Origin of the sequence: Streptomyces spororaveus (genome assembly GCF_016755875.1) — a bacterium.
Taxonomy (GTDB): Bacteria; Actinomycetota; Actinomycetes; order Streptomycetales; family Streptomycetaceae; genus Streptomyces; species Streptomyces spororaveus.
In genome coordinates this window covers 3,718,585-3,734,264 of record NZ_BNED01000005.1, presented here as the reverse complement: position 1 = coordinate 3,734,264, position 15,680 = coordinate 3,718,585, and the positions used below count along the sequence as shown (strand labels likewise).

At 67.8% G+C, this 15,680-nt stretch carries 11 protein-coding genes, 1 tRNA gene and 1 pseudogene; 8 read left to right on the top strand and 5 right to left on the bottom strand.

Annotated elements, in window-relative coordinates; all coding sequences use genetic code 11:
* The first annotated feature begins 29 nt into the window (after positions 1-29).
* The 5 genes from Sspor_RS19045 to Sspor_RS19025 all read left to right on the top strand — a co-directional run bounded on the left by Sspor_RS19045 (position 30) and on the right by Sspor_RS19025 (position 5,212).
* Positions 30-1,583: a complex I subunit 4 family protein gene (locus Sspor_RS19045; RefSeq protein ID WP_202200204.1), complete on the top strand. Its 1,554-nt coding sequence runs from the start codon at positions 30-32 to the stop codon at positions 1,581-1,583.
* Positions 1,580-3,112, top strand: a complete 1,533-nt coding sequence (locus Sspor_RS19040; protein ID WP_202200203.1) for an NADH-quinone oxidoreductase subunit N — start codon at positions 1,580-1,582, stop codon at positions 3,110-3,112. Before Sspor_RS19045 ends, Sspor_RS19040 begins: the two co-directional genes overlap by 4 nt.
* 201 nt (positions 3,113-3,313) lie before the next feature.
* Positions 3,314-4,177, top strand: a complete 864-nt coding sequence (gene htpX / locus Sspor_RS19035; protein WP_202203732.1) for a zinc metalloprotease HtpX — start codon at positions 3,314-3,316, stop codon at positions 4,175-4,177.
* Complete coding sequence (locus Sspor_RS19030) at positions 4,174-4,566, top strand: YccF domain-containing protein (protein ID WP_202200202.1); 393 nt, start codon at positions 4,174-4,176, stop codon at positions 4,564-4,566. Before htpX ends, Sspor_RS19030 begins: the two co-directional genes overlap by 4 nt.
* A gap of 121 nt (positions 4,567-4,687) precedes the next feature.
* A complete protein-coding gene (locus Sspor_RS19025; RefSeq protein ID WP_202200201.1) occupies positions 4,688-5,212 on the top strand; it encodes an SMI1/KNR4 family protein in 525 nt (174 codons plus the stop codon).
* Here Sspor_RS19025 and Sspor_RS19020 read toward each other — a convergent pair.
* The 3 genes and pseudogenes from Sspor_RS19020 to Sspor_RS19010 all read right to left on the bottom strand — a co-directional run bounded on the left by Sspor_RS19020 (position 5,196) and on the right by Sspor_RS19010 (position 8,559).
* Positions 5,196-6,367, bottom strand: a pseudogene (locus Sspor_RS19020) (APC family permease). The gene Sspor_RS19025 and the pseudogene Sspor_RS19020 sit on opposite strands and share 17 nt — an antisense overlap.
* An 81-nt stretch (positions 6,368-6,448) precedes the next feature.
* Positions 6,449-7,876, bottom strand: coding sequence for a SulP family inorganic anion transporter (locus tag Sspor_RS19015; protein WP_202200200.1), 1,428 nt, complete (start codon positions 7,874-7,876; stop codon positions 6,449-6,451).
* A 194-nt stretch (positions 7,877-8,070) separates the two neighbouring features.
* Entirely contained in the window at positions 8,071-8,559 is a 489-nt protein-coding gene (locus tag Sspor_RS19010; protein WP_030009008.1) for a YajQ family cyclic di-GMP-binding protein, read from the bottom strand.
* Between the two features lie 200 nt (positions 8,560-8,759).
* Between Sspor_RS19010 and Sspor_RS19005 the strand changes: the two genes are divergently transcribed.
* From Sspor_RS19005 to Sspor_RS18995, 3 genes are all read left to right on the top strand, one after another.
* Positions 8,760-8,841: transfer RNA gene (locus Sspor_RS19005), tRNA-Tyr, on the top strand.
* Between the two features lie 460 nt (positions 8,842-9,301).
* On the top strand, positions 9,302-10,846 hold the full coding sequence (locus tag Sspor_RS19000; RefSeq protein WP_202200199.1) for an ATP-binding protein: 1,545 nt from the start codon (positions 9,302-9,304) through the stop codon (positions 10,844-10,846).
* A 32-nt stretch (positions 10,847-10,878) separates the two neighbouring features.
* A complete protein-coding gene (locus Sspor_RS18995) occupies positions 10,879-13,857 on the top strand; it encodes a Z1 domain-containing protein (RefSeq protein ID WP_202200198.1) in 2,979 nt (992 codons plus the stop codon).
* 204 nt (positions 13,858-14,061) lie between these two features.
* Here Sspor_RS18995 and Sspor_RS18990 read toward each other — a convergent pair whose 3' ends face one another.
* On the bottom strand, positions 14,062-15,423 hold the full coding sequence (locus Sspor_RS18990) for a tyrosine-type recombinase/integrase (protein WP_417837725.1): 1,362 nt from the start codon (positions 15,421-15,423) through the stop codon (positions 14,062-14,064).
* Positions 15,420-15,596, bottom strand: a complete 177-nt coding sequence (locus Sspor_RS18985; protein ID WP_373318795.1) for a helix-turn-helix transcriptional regulator — start codon at positions 15,594-15,596, stop codon at positions 15,420-15,422. Before Sspor_RS18985 ends, Sspor_RS18990 begins: the two co-directional genes overlap by 4 nt.
* Between the last annotated feature and the right edge of the window lie 84 nt (positions 15,597-15,680).

Below are 15,680 nucleotides of genomic sequence, written 5' to 3'. Positions count from 1 at the left end.
CAGCCGTGATTGATATCAGCCCGTCCGTGATGCAGTTCCTTCTGGCGTTCATCGTGGCCGCACCGCTCCTCGGCGCTGCCGCGGCGCTCCTGCCTGCCCCGCCCGGACTCAAGGGCAAGAGCCCCGAACAGGCCGTGCTCCGCCACGGCGTGACCGTGACCGGTGTGATCCTCGCCGCGGCCATCGCCCTCACCCTGGGCTTCGACCACGACGCCCCGTCCCGCATCCAGGCGACGACGGACATCAGCTGGATCCAGGCGCTGAACGTCCGGATCCACCTCGGCGTCGACGGCATCTCGCTCCCCCTCCTCCTGATGACCGCGCTGCTGTTCTTCCTCTGCGCGCTCTACAGCTACTTCAAGCTCCCCGCAGGCCCCTCTCCGAAGGCCTTCGTCGCACTGCTCCTCGTCCTGGAGTCCGGCACCCTCGCGACCTTCGCCGTCCTCGACCTGCTGCTCTTCTTCCTCGCCTTCGAGACGGTCCTCATCCCGATGTACTTCCTCATCGCCCGCTGGGGTGGTGCTCAGCGGCAGGCCGCCGCCTGGAAGTTCATCCTCTACACCCTCCTCGGCTCCGTCGTCATGCTGCTCGGCCTCCTCCTCATCGGTGTGACGGCGGGCACATTCGACATGGTGACACTGGCCTCTGACAACGGCCGCGAACTGTCGCACACCACCCAGCTCCTGGCCGTTCTCGCCATCGGAATCGGCCTCGCCGTGAAGACCCCGATGTGGCCCCTGCACAGCTGGCTGCCAGACGCCCACACCGCCGCGCCCACCGTCGGATCCGTCCTGCTGGCCGGCGTCCTGCTGAAGATGGGCACGTACGGGTTCGTCCGCATCCTGCTCCCCATCACCCCCGACGGGATGGCGACCTTCGCGCCCTACCTCGGCGCCTTCGCCGTCGTCGGCATCGTCTACGGATCGCTCGCCTGCCTCGCGCTGGCCCGCAAGGGGAGCAAGGGCGACCTCAAGCGCCTCATCGCCTACTCCTCCGTCGGCCACATGGGCTTCGTCCTCCTCGGCATCGCGTCCATGACCCCCACCGGTGTCAACGGCGCGCTCTTCGCCAACATCGCCCACGGCCTGATCACCGGCCTCCTCTTCTTCCTGGTCGGCGCCCTCAAGGACCGCTACGGCACCGCCGACCTCGACACCCTCGCCGGAGCCACCGGCGCCGCCCTCTACGGCCGCGCCCCCCGCCTCGGCGGCCTCCTCGCCTTCGCCGCCGTCGCCTCCCTGGGCCTGCCGGGCCTGGCCGGATTCTGGGGCGAGATGCTGGCCCTCTTCGGCGCCTTCGACCCCGCCGAGGGCCTCTCCCGCCCCGCCTTCCTCACCTACACGGCCGTCGGCGCGTTCGGCACCCTGCTCACCGCCGCCTACCTCCTGATCGTCGTGCGGCGCGTCTGCATGGGAGACCCCGAAGCCGGTCCCGAGCTCGCCGTCGCGGACGTCCAGCGCTACGAGTTCGCCGCCTGGACCCCGCTCGTCGCCCTCACCGTCCTCGCCGGCCTGTGGCCCGCGGTCCTCCTCGGCCTCACCGACCCGGCCGTCCAGAAGCTCCTCGCAGGAGGCAATTCATGACGGCCATGACGGCCCTGACGGTCCTCTCCGCCGAGGCCCCGAGCCTGGTCCAGTCCGTCGACTGGCTCGCCATCGCACCCGTGGTGATCACCGCCGCCGTCGGCCTGGTCGTCCTGGTCGCCGACCTGTTCGCCGCCGAGCGCCACAAGCCGGTCCTCGGCTGGATCTCGGTCGCCGGCCTCGCCGCCGCGACCGCCACCCTGCTGCCCCTGCGCGCCGGCGACCGCGCCACCTTCTGCCTCACCGGCGACCCGGCGGCCTGCAGCTACGTCGCCGACCGCTTCACGCTCGTCATCCAGTTCCTGGTGCTCGCCGGGGCCCTGGTGACCGCCCTGGTGTCGGTCACCGCCGTCCGCGACACCCGCATGCCGGCCGGCGAGTACTGGTTCCTGCTGCTCTCCTCCGCCGCCGGCGCGGCCCTGCTGCCCGCCTCCCGCGACCTCGCCACCCTGATCGTCGCGCTCGAAGTCGCCTCGCTGCCCGCCTTCGCCCTCGTCGGCATGCGCCGCGGAGACCGGCTCTCCTCCGAGGCCGCCCTGAAGTTCTTCCTGTCCTCCGTCACCGCCACCGCCGTGTCGCTGATGGGCGTCAGCTTCGTCTACGCCGCCACCGGCTCCCTGCACCTCACCCAGGTCGCCGACCGCCTCGAAGACGTCCCCGGGCAGCTCGACACCCTCGCCATGGCCGGCGTCGCGCTCACCCTCGTCGGCTTCGCCTTCAAGACCGCGGCCGTCCCCTTCCACTTCTGGGTCCCCGACACCTACGTCGGCGCCCCCCTGCCCATCGCCGGCTACCTCTCGGTGGTCGGCAAGGCCGTCGGTTTCACCGGCCTCATCCTCGTCACGGTGATCGCCTTCCCGGCGTACTCCGACATCTGGGGCCCGGCCCTGGCCGTCCTCGCCGCGCTCACCATGACCCTGGGCAACGCCGCCGCCCTGCGCCAGTCCCCGGACCGTCCGAACAGCGCCGTACGGCTGCTCGCCTGGTCCTCGGTCGGCCAGGCCGGCTACCTGCTGGTCCCGATCGCCGCGGCCGCGTACTCCGGGCGCGACCAGATCGGCTCCACCGTCGCCTACGCCCTCATGTACGCCGCCGTGAACCTCGGTGCCTTCGCCGTGGCCGCCCTGGTCGCCCGTACCAAGCCGCTCCACCGGATCAGCGACTACCGGGGCCTGTACGCCGAGCGCCCGCTGGCCGCCCTCTCGCTGGGCTTCTTCCTGCTCTGCCTGGCGGGCCTGCCGCCGGGCATCATCGGGCTCTTCGCCAAGGTCACCGTCTTCCGGTCCGCGGTCGATGCGGGCCTGGGCTGGCTGGCCGTGGTCATGGCGATCAACGTCGTCATCGCCCTGTACTACTACCTGCGCTGGACGGCCCTGCTCTTCCGCACCCCCGAGGGCGCGCAGACCCGTACGCGCGCCCCCTGGCCGGTGGCGGCGGCCGTCATCGTCACCGCGATCACGGCGGTCGTCCTCTCGGGCGCCCCGGAGATCATCCTGCGCGTCACGTCGGGCAGCCTCTTCGCGCAGTAGCCGGCGCGTGTAACCCGTACGGAGTAAGGCCCGCCGCGGCGCCGCCGCCCCCCGGGAAGGGGCGGCGGCGGGCGGCCGCCCCGCCGCGCCCTGGGAACCAGACGCCCTCACCTCGCGTTGACCAGGAAGGGAGGGTCCACTGGACCGTAGACCCTCACATCCATGACGGGCTCCCCTGCCGCACCACTTGGAGGGCGTACCGTGCACCGCCGGCACAACGGGCTGAAGACCGCCGTACTCCTCGGCGGGCTGTCCGCACTCATCATCCTCATCGGAAGCTTCTTCGGGCGGGGCGGCCTGATCATCGCCGTCCTCGTCGCCCTCGGGACGAACGCCTACGCGTACTGGAACAGCGACAAGCTGGCTCTACGCGCGATGCGCGCCCGCCCCGTGAGCGAGTTCGAGGCTCCTCAGCTCTACCGCATGGTGCGCGAGCTCTCCACGTCCGCGCGCCAGCCCATGCCACGCCTGTACATCTCACCCACCGAGGCACCCAACGCCTTCGCCACCGGCCGCAACCCGCGCAACGCCGCGGTCTGCTGCACCGAGGGGATCCTGCGGATCCTCGACGAGCGCGAGCTGCGCGGGGTCATCGGCCACGAGCTCAGCCACGTCTACAACCGCGACATCCTGATCTCCTCGGTCGCCGGCGCCCTCGCCTCGGTGATCATGTTCCTGGTGAACTTCGCCTGGCTGATCCCGATCGGCCGGTCGAACGACGACGACGGCCCCGGCCTCCTCGGCATGCTGCTGATCATGATCCTGGGCCCGCTGGCCGCCTCCGTGATCCAGCTGGCCATCAGCCGCTCGCGCGAGTACGAGGCCGACGCCTCCGGCGCCCAGCTCACCGGCGACCCACTCGCCCTGGCCAGCGCCCTGCGCAAGCTCGACGCCGGTACCAAGCAGCTCCCACTGCCCCCCGAGCCCCGGTTGGAGGCGGCGAGCCACATGATGATCGCCAACCCGTTCCGCCCAGGTCAGGGCCTCTCTAAGATGTTCTCCACCCACCCTCCGATGGCCGAGCGCATCGCCCGGCTCGAACAGATGGCAGGCCGCCGCCAGTGAAGACAATCCTCAACATCATTTGGCTCATCCTCAGCGGCATCTGGCTGTTCCTGGGATACCTGCTCGCGGGTGTGCTGCTCTGCATCACGATCATCGGCATCCCGTTCGGCATCGCCGCCTTCCGGATCGCCGTCTACGCCCTCTGGCCGTTCGGCTACACCACGGTCGAGCGCCACGACGCGGGCGCAGGGTCCTGCATCGGCAACGTCCTGTGGCTGGTGCTGGCCGGCTGGTGGCTGGCCCTCGGCCACATCGTCACGGGCATCGCCCTCTGCATCACGATCATCGGCATCCCCTTCGGCATCGCCAACTTCAAGATGGTCCCGCTCTCCCTGCTCCCGCTCGGCCGCGAGATCGTCCCGACGGACGCGCCGTTCGCCTCGCGCTGACACGGCCGCCGGCGTCGTGGACGCCGCCGCACACCCCGCCCGCACGCCGACCGGATCGGCCTGCGGGCGGAGTTGTCCACAGGCCCCGGCGGCTGTCGGTGGGGTGCGTCACCAGGAATGCATGAACGAGACCGAGCAGTTGCTGGAGCAAGTCGCCGCGCGTGCGCACCACTCCTCACAGGGGCACGGAAAGCCCCTGCCCGCCGCTCTGGGCGCGGAGGAGATCGCCCGGGCCGAGGGCATACTCGGCTTCGCCCTGCCGCCCCTGCTCGCCGCGCTCTACACCCGTGTCGGCGACGGCGGATTCGGCCCGGAGTGCGGACTGCTGCCACTGCGCGACGCCGTCCGTGCCTACGGGGCGGGCCGCTCGTCGGCCTGGCGCTGGCCCGAGGGCGTGCTGCCGATAGCCGACTTCGGCTGCTCCATGTCCGTCTGCGTCGACTGCCGCTCCGACACCGCCCAGGTCCTGCTCTTCGACCCCGGCCTCGGGGAGCCGGAGCTCGCCTGGTCCATCGACACCCCCAGCCTCGCGGCCTGGCTGCACGGCTGGCTCGACGGCACCGCCTGGTACTGCGACGGGTCTGGAGCGGGGGAGGAGTTCGACCTGGAGCTGACGCCCTGGGACGGATTCAGATCCCGGATCTGAGACGCCCCCGCACCCCGTGGACCACTACGCCCACCGCCAGCACCGCCGCCCCCCAGGCCGCCGACGCGAGGGGCAGCGCACACGCCAGCACCACACAGCCGGCCAGTCCGACCACTGCCACGGCCCGACCCTTGACAGCTGAATCGAGAGTCCACGCGGAGGCGTTCGCGATCGCGTAGTAGACGAGCACTCCGAAGGAGGAGAAACCGATCGCGCCCCGCAGATCGGCGGTGGCCGCCAGCACCGCCACGACCACACCCACTGCCAACTCCGCATGGTGCGGAACCTGATGCCGGGGATGTACGGCCGCCAGCGCACGCGGCAGACGGCCGTCCCGGGCCATCGCAAGAACGGTCCGTGAAACCCCGAGCACGAGCGCCAGCAGCGACCCCAGCGCGGCCAGGGCCGCGCCCACCCGGACCACCGGGGCCAGTCCGGGCCGCCGGCCGCCCGCACCGCGTCGGCGAGCGGGGCCGACGACTGCGCCAGCCCCTCCGCACCCAGCACCGACAGCGCCGCCACCGCCACCGCGGCGTACACCAGCAGCGCGATCCCCAGCGCGATCGGCACCGCCCGTGGGATCGTCCGTTCCGGATCGCGCACCTCCTCGCCCAGGGTGGTGATCCGGGCGTAGCCCGCGAAGGCGAAGAACAGCAGACCCGCGCCCTGCAACAGCCCGAGGACGCCCCGGTCGGACCCGCTCAGCCGCCCCGGGTCGGCCGCCTCGGAGGACAGGCACACCACGACCACCCCGGCCAGGACCGCCAGCACCACCGCCACGATCAGCCGGGCGACGCGGGCCGACCTCTGCACGCCCCCGTAGCTCGCGGCGGTCAGCGCCACCACCGCCGCGACGGCCACGGCGTGCTGCCGCCCGGGCCACAGGTACGCCCCCACCGTGAGGGCCATCGCCGCACAGGAAGCGGTCTTGCCGATCACGAAACCCCAGCCCGCCAGATACCCCCAGAAGGGCCCGAGCCTCTCGCGCCCGTAGACGTACGTGCCGCCGGACGCCGGGTAGCGGGCGGCCAGCCGCGCCGAGGAGTGCGCGTTGCAGTAGGCCACGAGACCCGCCACGCCCAGAGCGGCAAGCAGGGAGCCACCCGCCGCCCGCGCCGCGGGAGCCAGGGCGGCGAAGATACCGGCGCCCACCATCGCGCCGAGTCCGACGACGACGGCGTCGGACACCCCCAGGGTGCGCTTCAACTGGTCTTCCACGGGCGGAGGGTAACCCCCCTAGATGACGCCCTCCCGGCCGGGCAGCGGCGCCCGCGTACGCTCCCAGCCCTCCAGGGCCGTCAGACAGGCGTGGTCCAGGTGGCGCAGCCCGCTCAGATCCAGCCGCACCGGCTGCCCGTGCGGCAGCGCCTCCAGGGCGTCGAGCAGCTTGGGAAGCCGCAGGAAGCTGGCGTTCCCCAAGACCTGCACGCACAGCTCCTCGTCCTCCCACACCTCCTCGATGTGCACATGGGAGGTCTCCCAGGCCGCCTTGGCGACGGCGAGCCCCAGCCCGATCAGCACCCCCTCGAAGAGGTTGGTGACCACGATCGCCGAGGCCGTGACCACGAGCACCACCGCCTCACCCCGGTGCGTCCGCCACAACGCGGCCACCGCCCGCGCCGGCAGCAGCTTCCAGCCCGCGTGCAGCAGCACCCCGGCCAGCGCCGCCAGCGGAACGCTCTCCAGGAGCTGGGGAAAGGCCACGGCGAAGAGCAACAGCCAGCCACCGTGCAGCACCCGGGCCGCACGGGTGCGCGCCCCGGCCTCCACATTGGCGGCGCTGCGCACGATGACGGCGGTCATCGGCAGCGCGCCGAGCAGCCCGCACATGCTGTTGCCCACGCCCTGGGCGATGAGTTCCTTGTCGTACTCCGTCCTCGGACCGTCGTGCATGCGGTCCACGGCCGCGGCACTGAACAGCGTCTCCGCGGAGGCGATCAGTGCCAGCGCGACCACGGTCCCGGCCGCGCCGACCGAGGCCAGCACCTCGAAGTCGCCCCAGCCGGGCGGGGACACGGCCGCCAGTACGCCCGTCACCCGCACCTTCTCGACGGGCAGCCGCAGCAGGACGGCCGCGGCGGTGGCGGCGGCCACCCCGATCAGCGCCCCGGGCACGATCCGAAGCCTTGCCGGCATCCTGCGCCAGGCGACCATGGCGGCGATCGTCCCGACCCCCAGCAGCACGGCCGCCAAGTCGGCCTGAGTGCCGAGCTCGTGCACCCCGCGCAGCTTCGCCAGGGTCTGCCCCGGCGCCTCGACCCCGCCCAGGGCGTACAACTGCCCGGAGATCAGCACCAGCCCGATCCCGGCCAGCATCCCGTGCACGACGGCGACGGAGATCGCCCGGAACCACCGCCCGAGCCGCAGCATCCCCATGCCCAGCTGCACCACCCCGGCGGCCAGCACCAGCACCCCGAGAGCGGGAAGACCGTAGGCCTGCACCGCCTCGTAGACGAGGACGGTGAGCCCGGCCGCGGGCCCGCTCACCTGGAGGGCGCTCCCGCGGAACCATCCGGTGACCAGCCCGCCGACCACCCCGGTGACGATCCCCAGCTCGGCCGGTACCCCGGAGGCGACCGCCACCCCGACGCACAGGGGTAGAGCGACCAGCGCGACGACCACGGATGCCCCGAAGTCATCACGGAACGTGCCGGCCCCAGGCATGCGAGAACCCCCTGCCACGCGGTGATGTGATGCCAACCAGCGTGGTGGGCGCACTCATCGCGCCCCAAGTGCCCACAGGAGTCCAAGGTGGCGCGTGCGCCGCACACGCCCCGCACACACCCCCTTCGCGACCGCCGCGGCCCGGCGGTCGGTGAAGACCGCCGGGCCGGCGTGGGGCAGATCGCGGAACAGGGTCAGCGGTAGTTCACGAACTGGATCGCGAAGTCCAGGTCCTTGCCCTTGAGCAGCGCCTGGACCTCCTGGAGGTCGTCACGGCTCTTGGAGCTGACACGCAGCTCCTCGCCCTGGACCTGGGCCTTGACGCCCTTGGGACCCTCGTCCCGGATGATCTTCGCGACCTTCTTGGCGTTCTCCTGGGAGATGCCCTCCTCGATCGTGGCGAAGATCTTGTACTCCTTGCCGGACAGCTGCGGCTCGCCGGCGTCGAGCGCCTTCAGCGAGATCCCGCGCTTGACCAGCTTGGTCTCGAAGACGTCGAGGACGGCCTTCACGCGCTCCTCGGAGTTCGCCTCCATCAGGATCTTCTCGCCGGACCAGGCGATCGTGGCGCCGGTGCCCTTGAAGTCGTAGCGCTGCGAGAGCTCCTTGGCGGCCTGGTTGAGGGCGTTGTCGACCTCCTGCCGCTCGACCTTCGAGACGATGTCGAAACTGGAGTCGGCCATGTGCTGTGGCTCCTTGAAGTCGGTTGTGATCACCCCGGAGGGCGCGGCCGGACATGCCCGGACCGCTCGGCAAAGCCTAGCCACCGTGCCCACCCCCAGCGCTGATCAATCCGGTGGTGAAGCACCCCCGGTCATCAGGTATCGTTTACGTCGTTGCCAGGGAGCGCCGCCGCAAGGCGGAAAAAATGGCAGCAAATCTTGGCGGTGTGCCCGAGTGGCCAAAGGGAGCAGACTGTAAATCTGCCGGCTCAGCCTACCCAGGTTCGAACCCTGGCGCCGCCACGCGAGTGGAACCCCCGTTCATCTGCGGAAACGCAGCGAACGGGGGTTTCTTCGTTTTCGAACACGGAGAGTCGACTGTCTCGCTCTGTCTCCCCCCTTCACGCTCTCTACCAGCCTCTGTGGACGGCGCGTGGACGGGATTTCCATCCCTGGCCGGACGCTCCGCCGTCCTCCGCTGCTTCAGGTCAAGACGGGCCAACGCCTTGGGGCATACCGCGTACATCCGTTGGAGCGGCGCCGTCGGACCCCTGCGGTGCGTGCCGCAAAGATCTGAGGCACCGGTGCTGAGCTGTGGGCAGGCAGCCTGCCGGAGGTCGTGCCGATACGGGATTGGAAGGCGTGCGCGTCGATCATGTGACGAACACCTCCCGTAGACCCCGCGTCTACGTAGAATGCCGCATCGGTGACGGGCCGCTGTTCCCCCCACACGGGGCCCATCTGCGCAAAGGAACAGGAACGCATGCCCTCCTCCACCTCGCTGCCCTCCAGCTGGCAGTACGACGTCCCGACCAGCGGAAGCACGCGACTGCCCCCGGATGCCGGGTACGCCAAGGCGCTAACCAACCAGGGGTATAGCTTCGAGGCGGCCGTCGCAGACCTCGTCGACAACGCGATCGATGCCGAAGCTGACGCCATCGTGGTGCACTTTCTCCGCGCCGATGCCCGCATCGTGTCCTTGCTGGTTCTGGACAACGGGCGGGGTATGGACGATGCGGGCCTCGACCGAGCCATGACTGTCGGCCGTCGCCGCGACTACGGAGGCCATGCACTCGGCATGTACGGCACTGGCCTCAAAGCCGCCTCCCTGTCTCATGCTCGATCGCTCACAGTCATCAGCCGGACCCGGCGCAGTCGCGCAGCAGGCCGCAAGTTGACCGCAGAAGGCATCGAAGACGGCTTCCGATGCGACACAGTCGAGCCGGCGTTTGCCCAGCAGCAGATCGATGTCTATGACGGCCTGATCGAGTGGCAGGGGACGATCGTGCGCTGGGACCGCGTACGGGCCTTTGAGACCGTGGCGCCGGGCCAAAGCGAGCAGTTTCTCTCAAAGGCTATTTCGCGGCTTGAGACGCATCTCGGACTCTACCTGCATCGGTTTCTGAGTCGAGGGCTGAAGCTCGACATAGCCGTCTGGGACGTGGCAACTGGCGAGGAAACTGATCACATAAGCGTGGACGCGCTCGACCCATTCGGCTACAAGCTGCCCGGAAGGGCCGGCTATCCGAAAAAATTCAGTGCCTCAGTAGAGGGAGTGGGGCAGGTAGGCCTTGAGGCGCACATCTGGCCCCCCAGGTCCAATCTTGCCGGGTTCCGACAAATTGGTGCAGTGCATGATCGTCAGGGTTTCTATTTCTATCGAAATGATCGACTCGTGCAGGCTGGCGGATGGAGTAATCTCCGCAGTCCCGAGGGGCATCTGGCGCTTGCCCGTGTAGCCGTGGATCTACCCGACGAAGTCAACGACGTTTTCAGTCTTACGGTAAAGAAGGATGGAGTCGAGGTTACGCCCGCCTTTACTCTAGGAGTGCACGAGGCCGTCGATGCAGCAGGCGCTGAATGGGGCTCCTACATCCTCGATGCGCAGGTCGCCTACCGTGAAGGAACTTCCCGGTCGAACATTGAAAGGCCTTCTGTCATCGAGCCCGGAAAAGGGCTCGACCCGAAGGTTAAGCGGGCTGTCCGCGAGGAACTGCCGCTAAAGAATGGTGAGGAACCTATCCGTGTTGACTGGGTAGCCTTGCCCGAAGGGCAGTTCTTTCAGCTCGACCGAGAGAACCACATCATCCTTCTCAATAGGGATTTCCGTGAGGACTTCAACGATGGGCGGCGGGGCGGGGCGAATGATGCGCCGGTCACCAAGGCATTGCTTTACCTGCTGCTCCAGGACTGCTTCGGTCTCGGCCGCTGGGAGAAGAGGCGTGCTGACCGAATCGAATACTGGAACAACATTCTATTCGCAGCGGTCCAAGCTCAGCGTGAACGCCGGAACCGGATCGACTATTGACCTGCCGTCGTTTGTGAATGGGGAAAGCTGACATGACCGACGCGCTTCTAGCAGTCCATGCTGAAGTCCTGAATGGGATGAAGGCGAGTCCGCGCCATTTTGAGAAGTTTGCCGTTCTGACTGCCGAAGAAGATTTCCCGGGAACTGATCTGGGTGAGGAGACCTTCCGTGCGCGCCTGGTTGAAGAGGCCCTGACTGGCGGACCGCTTTTCACCCTCTGGTCCCGATCTCTAACAGCGTGGGACTTTGCGGAGGAGTCTCCCTGGGCACTGGCGACAGCACCGCGTACTGATGAGCGCCGTACCGCCGCGTATGACCGGCTTCGCTTCGGCGCTGACCTGCGCAAGGTGCTCGACGCGGCGATACCAGTGGCTCACACGGCAGGCGCCACCGTCATCGCTAAAGAGCACACCCCGTGGTACACGGCCGAGCGCGCTTCAGCGCGTTCCTTCTACTGGCGGGCGTACGAGAGCAAACTCAGGGACAAGGGCTGGTCTGAGGCTTCGATCGCAGGTCTGGACGAGGCCAGTAGGGCGGTCGTCGAGCGTCTCTGCGACCCCGAGCAGAGGGCGGTTCGGCAGGCCAAAGGCCTCGTCGTGGGATATGTGCAGTCCGGCAAGACAGCCAACTTCACCGGCGTCATCGCAAAGGCACTTGATGCGGGCTACCGCTTGGTGATCGTCCTTGGCGGCACCCTCAATCTGCTGCGCGCCCAGACACAGCGCCGCTTGGACATGGAACTGATCGGCCAGGAAAATATCCTCCGCGGGGCGGACCCTACAGACCTCGACTCCCTCGTGGGTATCGACTACGTGGGTGACGACACAGACTGGCCCCAGTTCGTGCAGCATGGTGGACGCCCCTCGGCGCAGCGGGCATTTGACATCGAGCGCCTGACTACTCGGGAAAAAGACTACAAGAGTCTTGACCAGGGGATCAGAACCTTGGAGTTTGAAAAGCGTGAGCCCACGCTGCCCCTGCACGACCCCGCCAACCTTCACCATGCCGCAGCACGGGTAATGGTTGTCAAGAAGAATAAACTGGTTCTGGAAAAATTGGTAAAGGATCTTAAGCAGGTCCACGGCGTCCTCGGCGAGCTGCCGGCGCTGATCATCGATGACGAATCCGACCAGGCTTCTGTCAATACTTCTAATCCCGAGAAGTGGCAGAAGGGCGCCACTGAACGCACGGCTATTAATAAACTCATATCGCAGCTGCTGCAGCTGCTCCCGCGGGCGCAGTACATCGGGTACACGGCGACGCCCTTCGCAAACGTCTTTGTCGATCCCGGAGATGCCCAAGACATCTTCCCTAGCGACTTCCTGATTTCCCTGCCACGCCCTGAGGGGTATATGGGTGTCCAGGACTTCCATGACCTCGACTCCACCTTGAAGGGCGCCGAACGCACAGTCGCCAACTCGCAACAGAAGGCGCATGTACGAGGAATCCGCAGCGGAACCGGCGACCGCCTCCAAGAAGCAATGGACAGTTTTGTGGTCACCGGAGCCCTGAAACTCTTCCGGGCCGATCGCGGCATCCCCGATGGTCCGTTCCGCCATCACACCATGCTGGTTCATCAGTCCGTGCGCACGAACGACCACGCCGAATTGGCCTTGCGTATCAATTCAATGTGGCACCAGGCCGGCTACACATCTACAGAAGGCCATGCGCGCCTGGCCGCCCTGTGGGCAGCCGACTTTGCTCCCGTTTCCTCCGCCCGCGCAGCTGATCTCCCCAACCCCGTCTCATACGACGAACTCCGCCCCTATGTCAGTCGAGCGCGCCAGCTCATCGGCGCTGGGGGCAATGCAGTAGTAATAGTCAACGGCGATACAGACAAATACTTCGAGCAGCTTGATCTCGACTTCGACCGCACGCCTCACGTCTGGAAAATCCTCGTAGGTGGAACAAAGCTGTCGCGTGGCTTCACGGTCGAAGGTCTCACCGTCACGTACTACCGTCGCACTGCCCGCCAGGCTGACACGCTCATGCAAATGGGTCGATGGTTTGGGTTCCGTCCGGGATATCGAGATCTCGTTCGCCTCTACATCGGCCGAGAGGAGCAGCTGACGAAAAAAACCACCGTCGATCTTTACGAAGCCTTCGAAGCTATCTGCCAGGATGAGGAACTCTTCCGCCAGCAGCTCGCCCAGTACGCCGAACTCGTCGACGGAAAACCCCAAGTCACTCCTTCTCAGGTACCCCCTCTGGTCGGGCAGCATCTCCCATGGATCAAGCCATCGGCCCGCAATAAGATGTTTAATGCTGAGCTCGTGGAGGTGCGTTCGCCAGGAAAGCCAATCGAGCCGGCCGCGTACCCGACGGACTCCGCCTCCTTGCGGCGTAACACGGAGCGCTGGCGTCCCCTGCTCGAGGCCTTCTCTTCACAGCGGACCCCTGTTGCCTACCCGGCGGGCCCAACAGGTGCAAGCCGGACTTTCCCCGCGCTTACCGCGAGCGTCAGCCACGCTGAGCTGCTCTCAGTGCTTAGCGGGCTGGAGTGGGCGCGTGAGGGCATTTTCCGACCCCATCTTCGTTACCTGGCTCAGCTCGACGGCCGTCTGGCCACCGTTGATGACTGGCTGCTGATCGCCCCGCAAGCTGTCCAGGACGACCGGGTCGAGGCATCCGTCCTGGGTTCAGTCCCACTTTCATTGGCCCGCCGCAGTCGGCAGGAAGGCAAGTCCTCGTTCAGCCGTATCGCGGGTGTGGAGCACAAGAAGGCGGCCCTGCAGATGATCGAGGTTGCGGCACTTGAGTCGGACCGGAGCCCGGTAGTTGGAGCAAGAACGGGCGTTGCACTGATCTATCCGGTCGTCGAAGGCACGGAGGAAGCGGATGTAAGGGCGGCTGTCTCACGTGGCAACGCGGATCCAGCGAAGGTCGTGATGGCATTCACCTTGATTCCGCCGAAGTCAGCGATCGATTCTTCGCGCCGTCTGGTCCGCTTTCAAGCAAAGGACTCCCGTAACGAGGATGACGCGATCGTTTCGGCGACTAGCGTGGAGTAAGTCACACTCCGTCCGACGAGCCTGTGTATCTGTAGGGCGAGGACTGCCCTTGTAGCGCGGCTCGTTCAGGACGGCATGCGTGCGGGTGCCTCCGTCTGCCTAGGGCCCATCAGCTGCTGCTGTAGCTGCCGCCAGCACGAGCCTGGCGGCAGCACGGCATTGCAGTGGCGGGTTGAGCGCCTGACCCGTCCTGCGGCCCTCGTCCTACTTACGGTCCAAACGCGCAGAGATCTTGGCGTTCGCTGCCTCCTCCCCGTCCTTCAGGAACTTCGCATACACCCGGAAGAGCACCGCCAGGCTGTGGCCCGCCCGCTCGGCAACGATCTGCGGCTCCACCCCCGCGCTCAGCCAGGTCGACACCGCGGTGTGGCGAAGGTCATAGGGCCGTTTCGCCAGCTTGGAGGCCTGATCCTGCGGGCTGAGCACTTTGGCCCTGGCCTCCGCCCACACCTCCCCGTACCCGCTCTCCTGCACCATGCCGCCGCGAGCCGTTCGGAAGAGCCGGCCGTCCGCCGCGACGCCGTGTGCCGTGACGTGCCACCGGAGCAGTGACACGAGCTGCGGCGGGATCGGGACCTGCCGTACGGCGCTGCGCGGCCGGTGCTTGAGCCCCTTCCGATCGTGGGCCTCGCCAGAGTCCGTCCAGGACCGGCCGGCACGCGGTCGGCTTTCCCGCAGCCACACCGTCCCCCACCCTCGCTGGGGCAGGTGGAAGTCCGCGGCCCGCAGCCCGACCGTCTCCCCGGGGCGGGCGGCGGCATAGAGGATGCAGGCGAAGAAGGCCTCCAGATGCCGCCCCCGCGCCCCCTGCGATCGAACCCCGGCCAGTAGCCGCTCGGCGAGCTCTGGACCGGGCACGCACGCGCGGTCCAGTTCTTCGCCGACCTTCTCAGGAGCCGACCACTGGAGGGAATGGAGCGGGTTCTCCGCCAGCAGCTCCGCGTCCACCGCGTACCCGAGAGCCTGGTGGAAAATGGCCCGTTTCCGAGTGATGACGGACCCTGCGGACGTCCTCCCGTCCAGCCGCTTGGTGCAGGCGTTCAGGGCCTTCCGCGCGAGCATCCGCTCGGAAAGGGCTGACACCGGAACTGACTTCCGCTCGAACCATGCCAGCACCGCCTTCACTTCGTCCGGCTGCTCCTTGTCCCACTGGTGCACGTTGAACGCCCAGCTGTAGAGCACCCGCCGGGCGATCCTCGGCTCGGCCATGCCCTTCGTGTCCTTCACCAGAGCCATGGTGACCGTGGCCATGGCCTCGGCCAGCGTCTTCCGCGTGCTGGCGGGGGAGTGGTCCCACTTCATCTCGATGTAGTTCCGGGCGTGCTGGTACCAGGGGATGTCCTTCTCGCGCTGGATCAGCGACCGGGGGAGCCCACTGTCGACGTCGAAGGGCTCTCCGGCCCGTGCGGCGGTGATCAGCTGCGCGCGCCGGCTCTCGGCAAGCCCGAGCGTCAGGAACGACTCGGAGTGAGGTCGGATCCCCACCTGCCAACGGAGTTGGTAGGGCTTCCGGTAGGGCCGCTTGCGGATGGCCCACATCTTGACCGTGTAGCTCCAGTCGGTCACGCAGCCTCCAGGCCGTTGTTGAACTCGTCCAGAACACTTCGGCGCACCCGAAGGTGACCGTTCGGAAGGCGGCGCGCCGCCGGGCCATAGCCACGGTTTCGCCAGCGGTACCAGGTGGCGCGGGTGATGCCGAGTTCCTCAAGTACCTCGGTGAGAGGCAGCCATTCGTCCACTGGCGTTCGCTGCCGTCGGGACGTTGCCATCGTCGTCTCCTCGTGAGTCAGTCGGTGAGGCCCAATGAGCGCTGAGGAGCGGAG

What these genes read in the sequence shown, in the direction of transcription:
- Sspor_RS19045 (WP_202200204.1), top strand. Translation starts at nt 30, where the DNA reads ATGCAGTTCCTTCTGGCGTTCATCGTGGCCGCACCGCTCCTCGGCGCT.
- Sspor_RS19040 (WP_202200203.1), top strand. Translation starts at nt 1,580, where the DNA reads ATGACGGCCATGACGGCCCTGACGGTCCTCTCCGCCGAGGCCCCGAGC.
- Sspor_RS19025 (WP_202200201.1), top strand. Translation starts at nt 4,688, where the DNA reads ATGAACGAGACCGAGCAGTTGCTGGAGCAAGTCGCCGCGCGTGCGCAC.
- Sspor_RS19015 (WP_202200200.1), bottom strand. Translation starts at nt 7,876, where the DNA reads ATGCCTGGGGCCGGCACGTTCCGTGATGACTTCGGGGCATCCGTGGTC.
- Sspor_RS19010 (WP_030009008.1), bottom strand. Translation starts at nt 8,559, where the DNA reads ATGGCCGACTCCAGTTTCGACATCGTCTCGAAGGTCGAGCGGCAGGAG.
- Sspor_RS19000 (WP_202200199.1), top strand. Translation starts at nt 9,302, where the DNA reads ATGCCCTCCTCCACCTCGCTGCCCTCCAGCTGGCAGTACGACGTCCCG.
- Sspor_RS18995 (WP_202200198.1), top strand. Translation starts at nt 10,879, where the DNA reads ATGACCGACGCGCTTCTAGCAGTCCATGCTGAAGTCCTGAATGGGATG.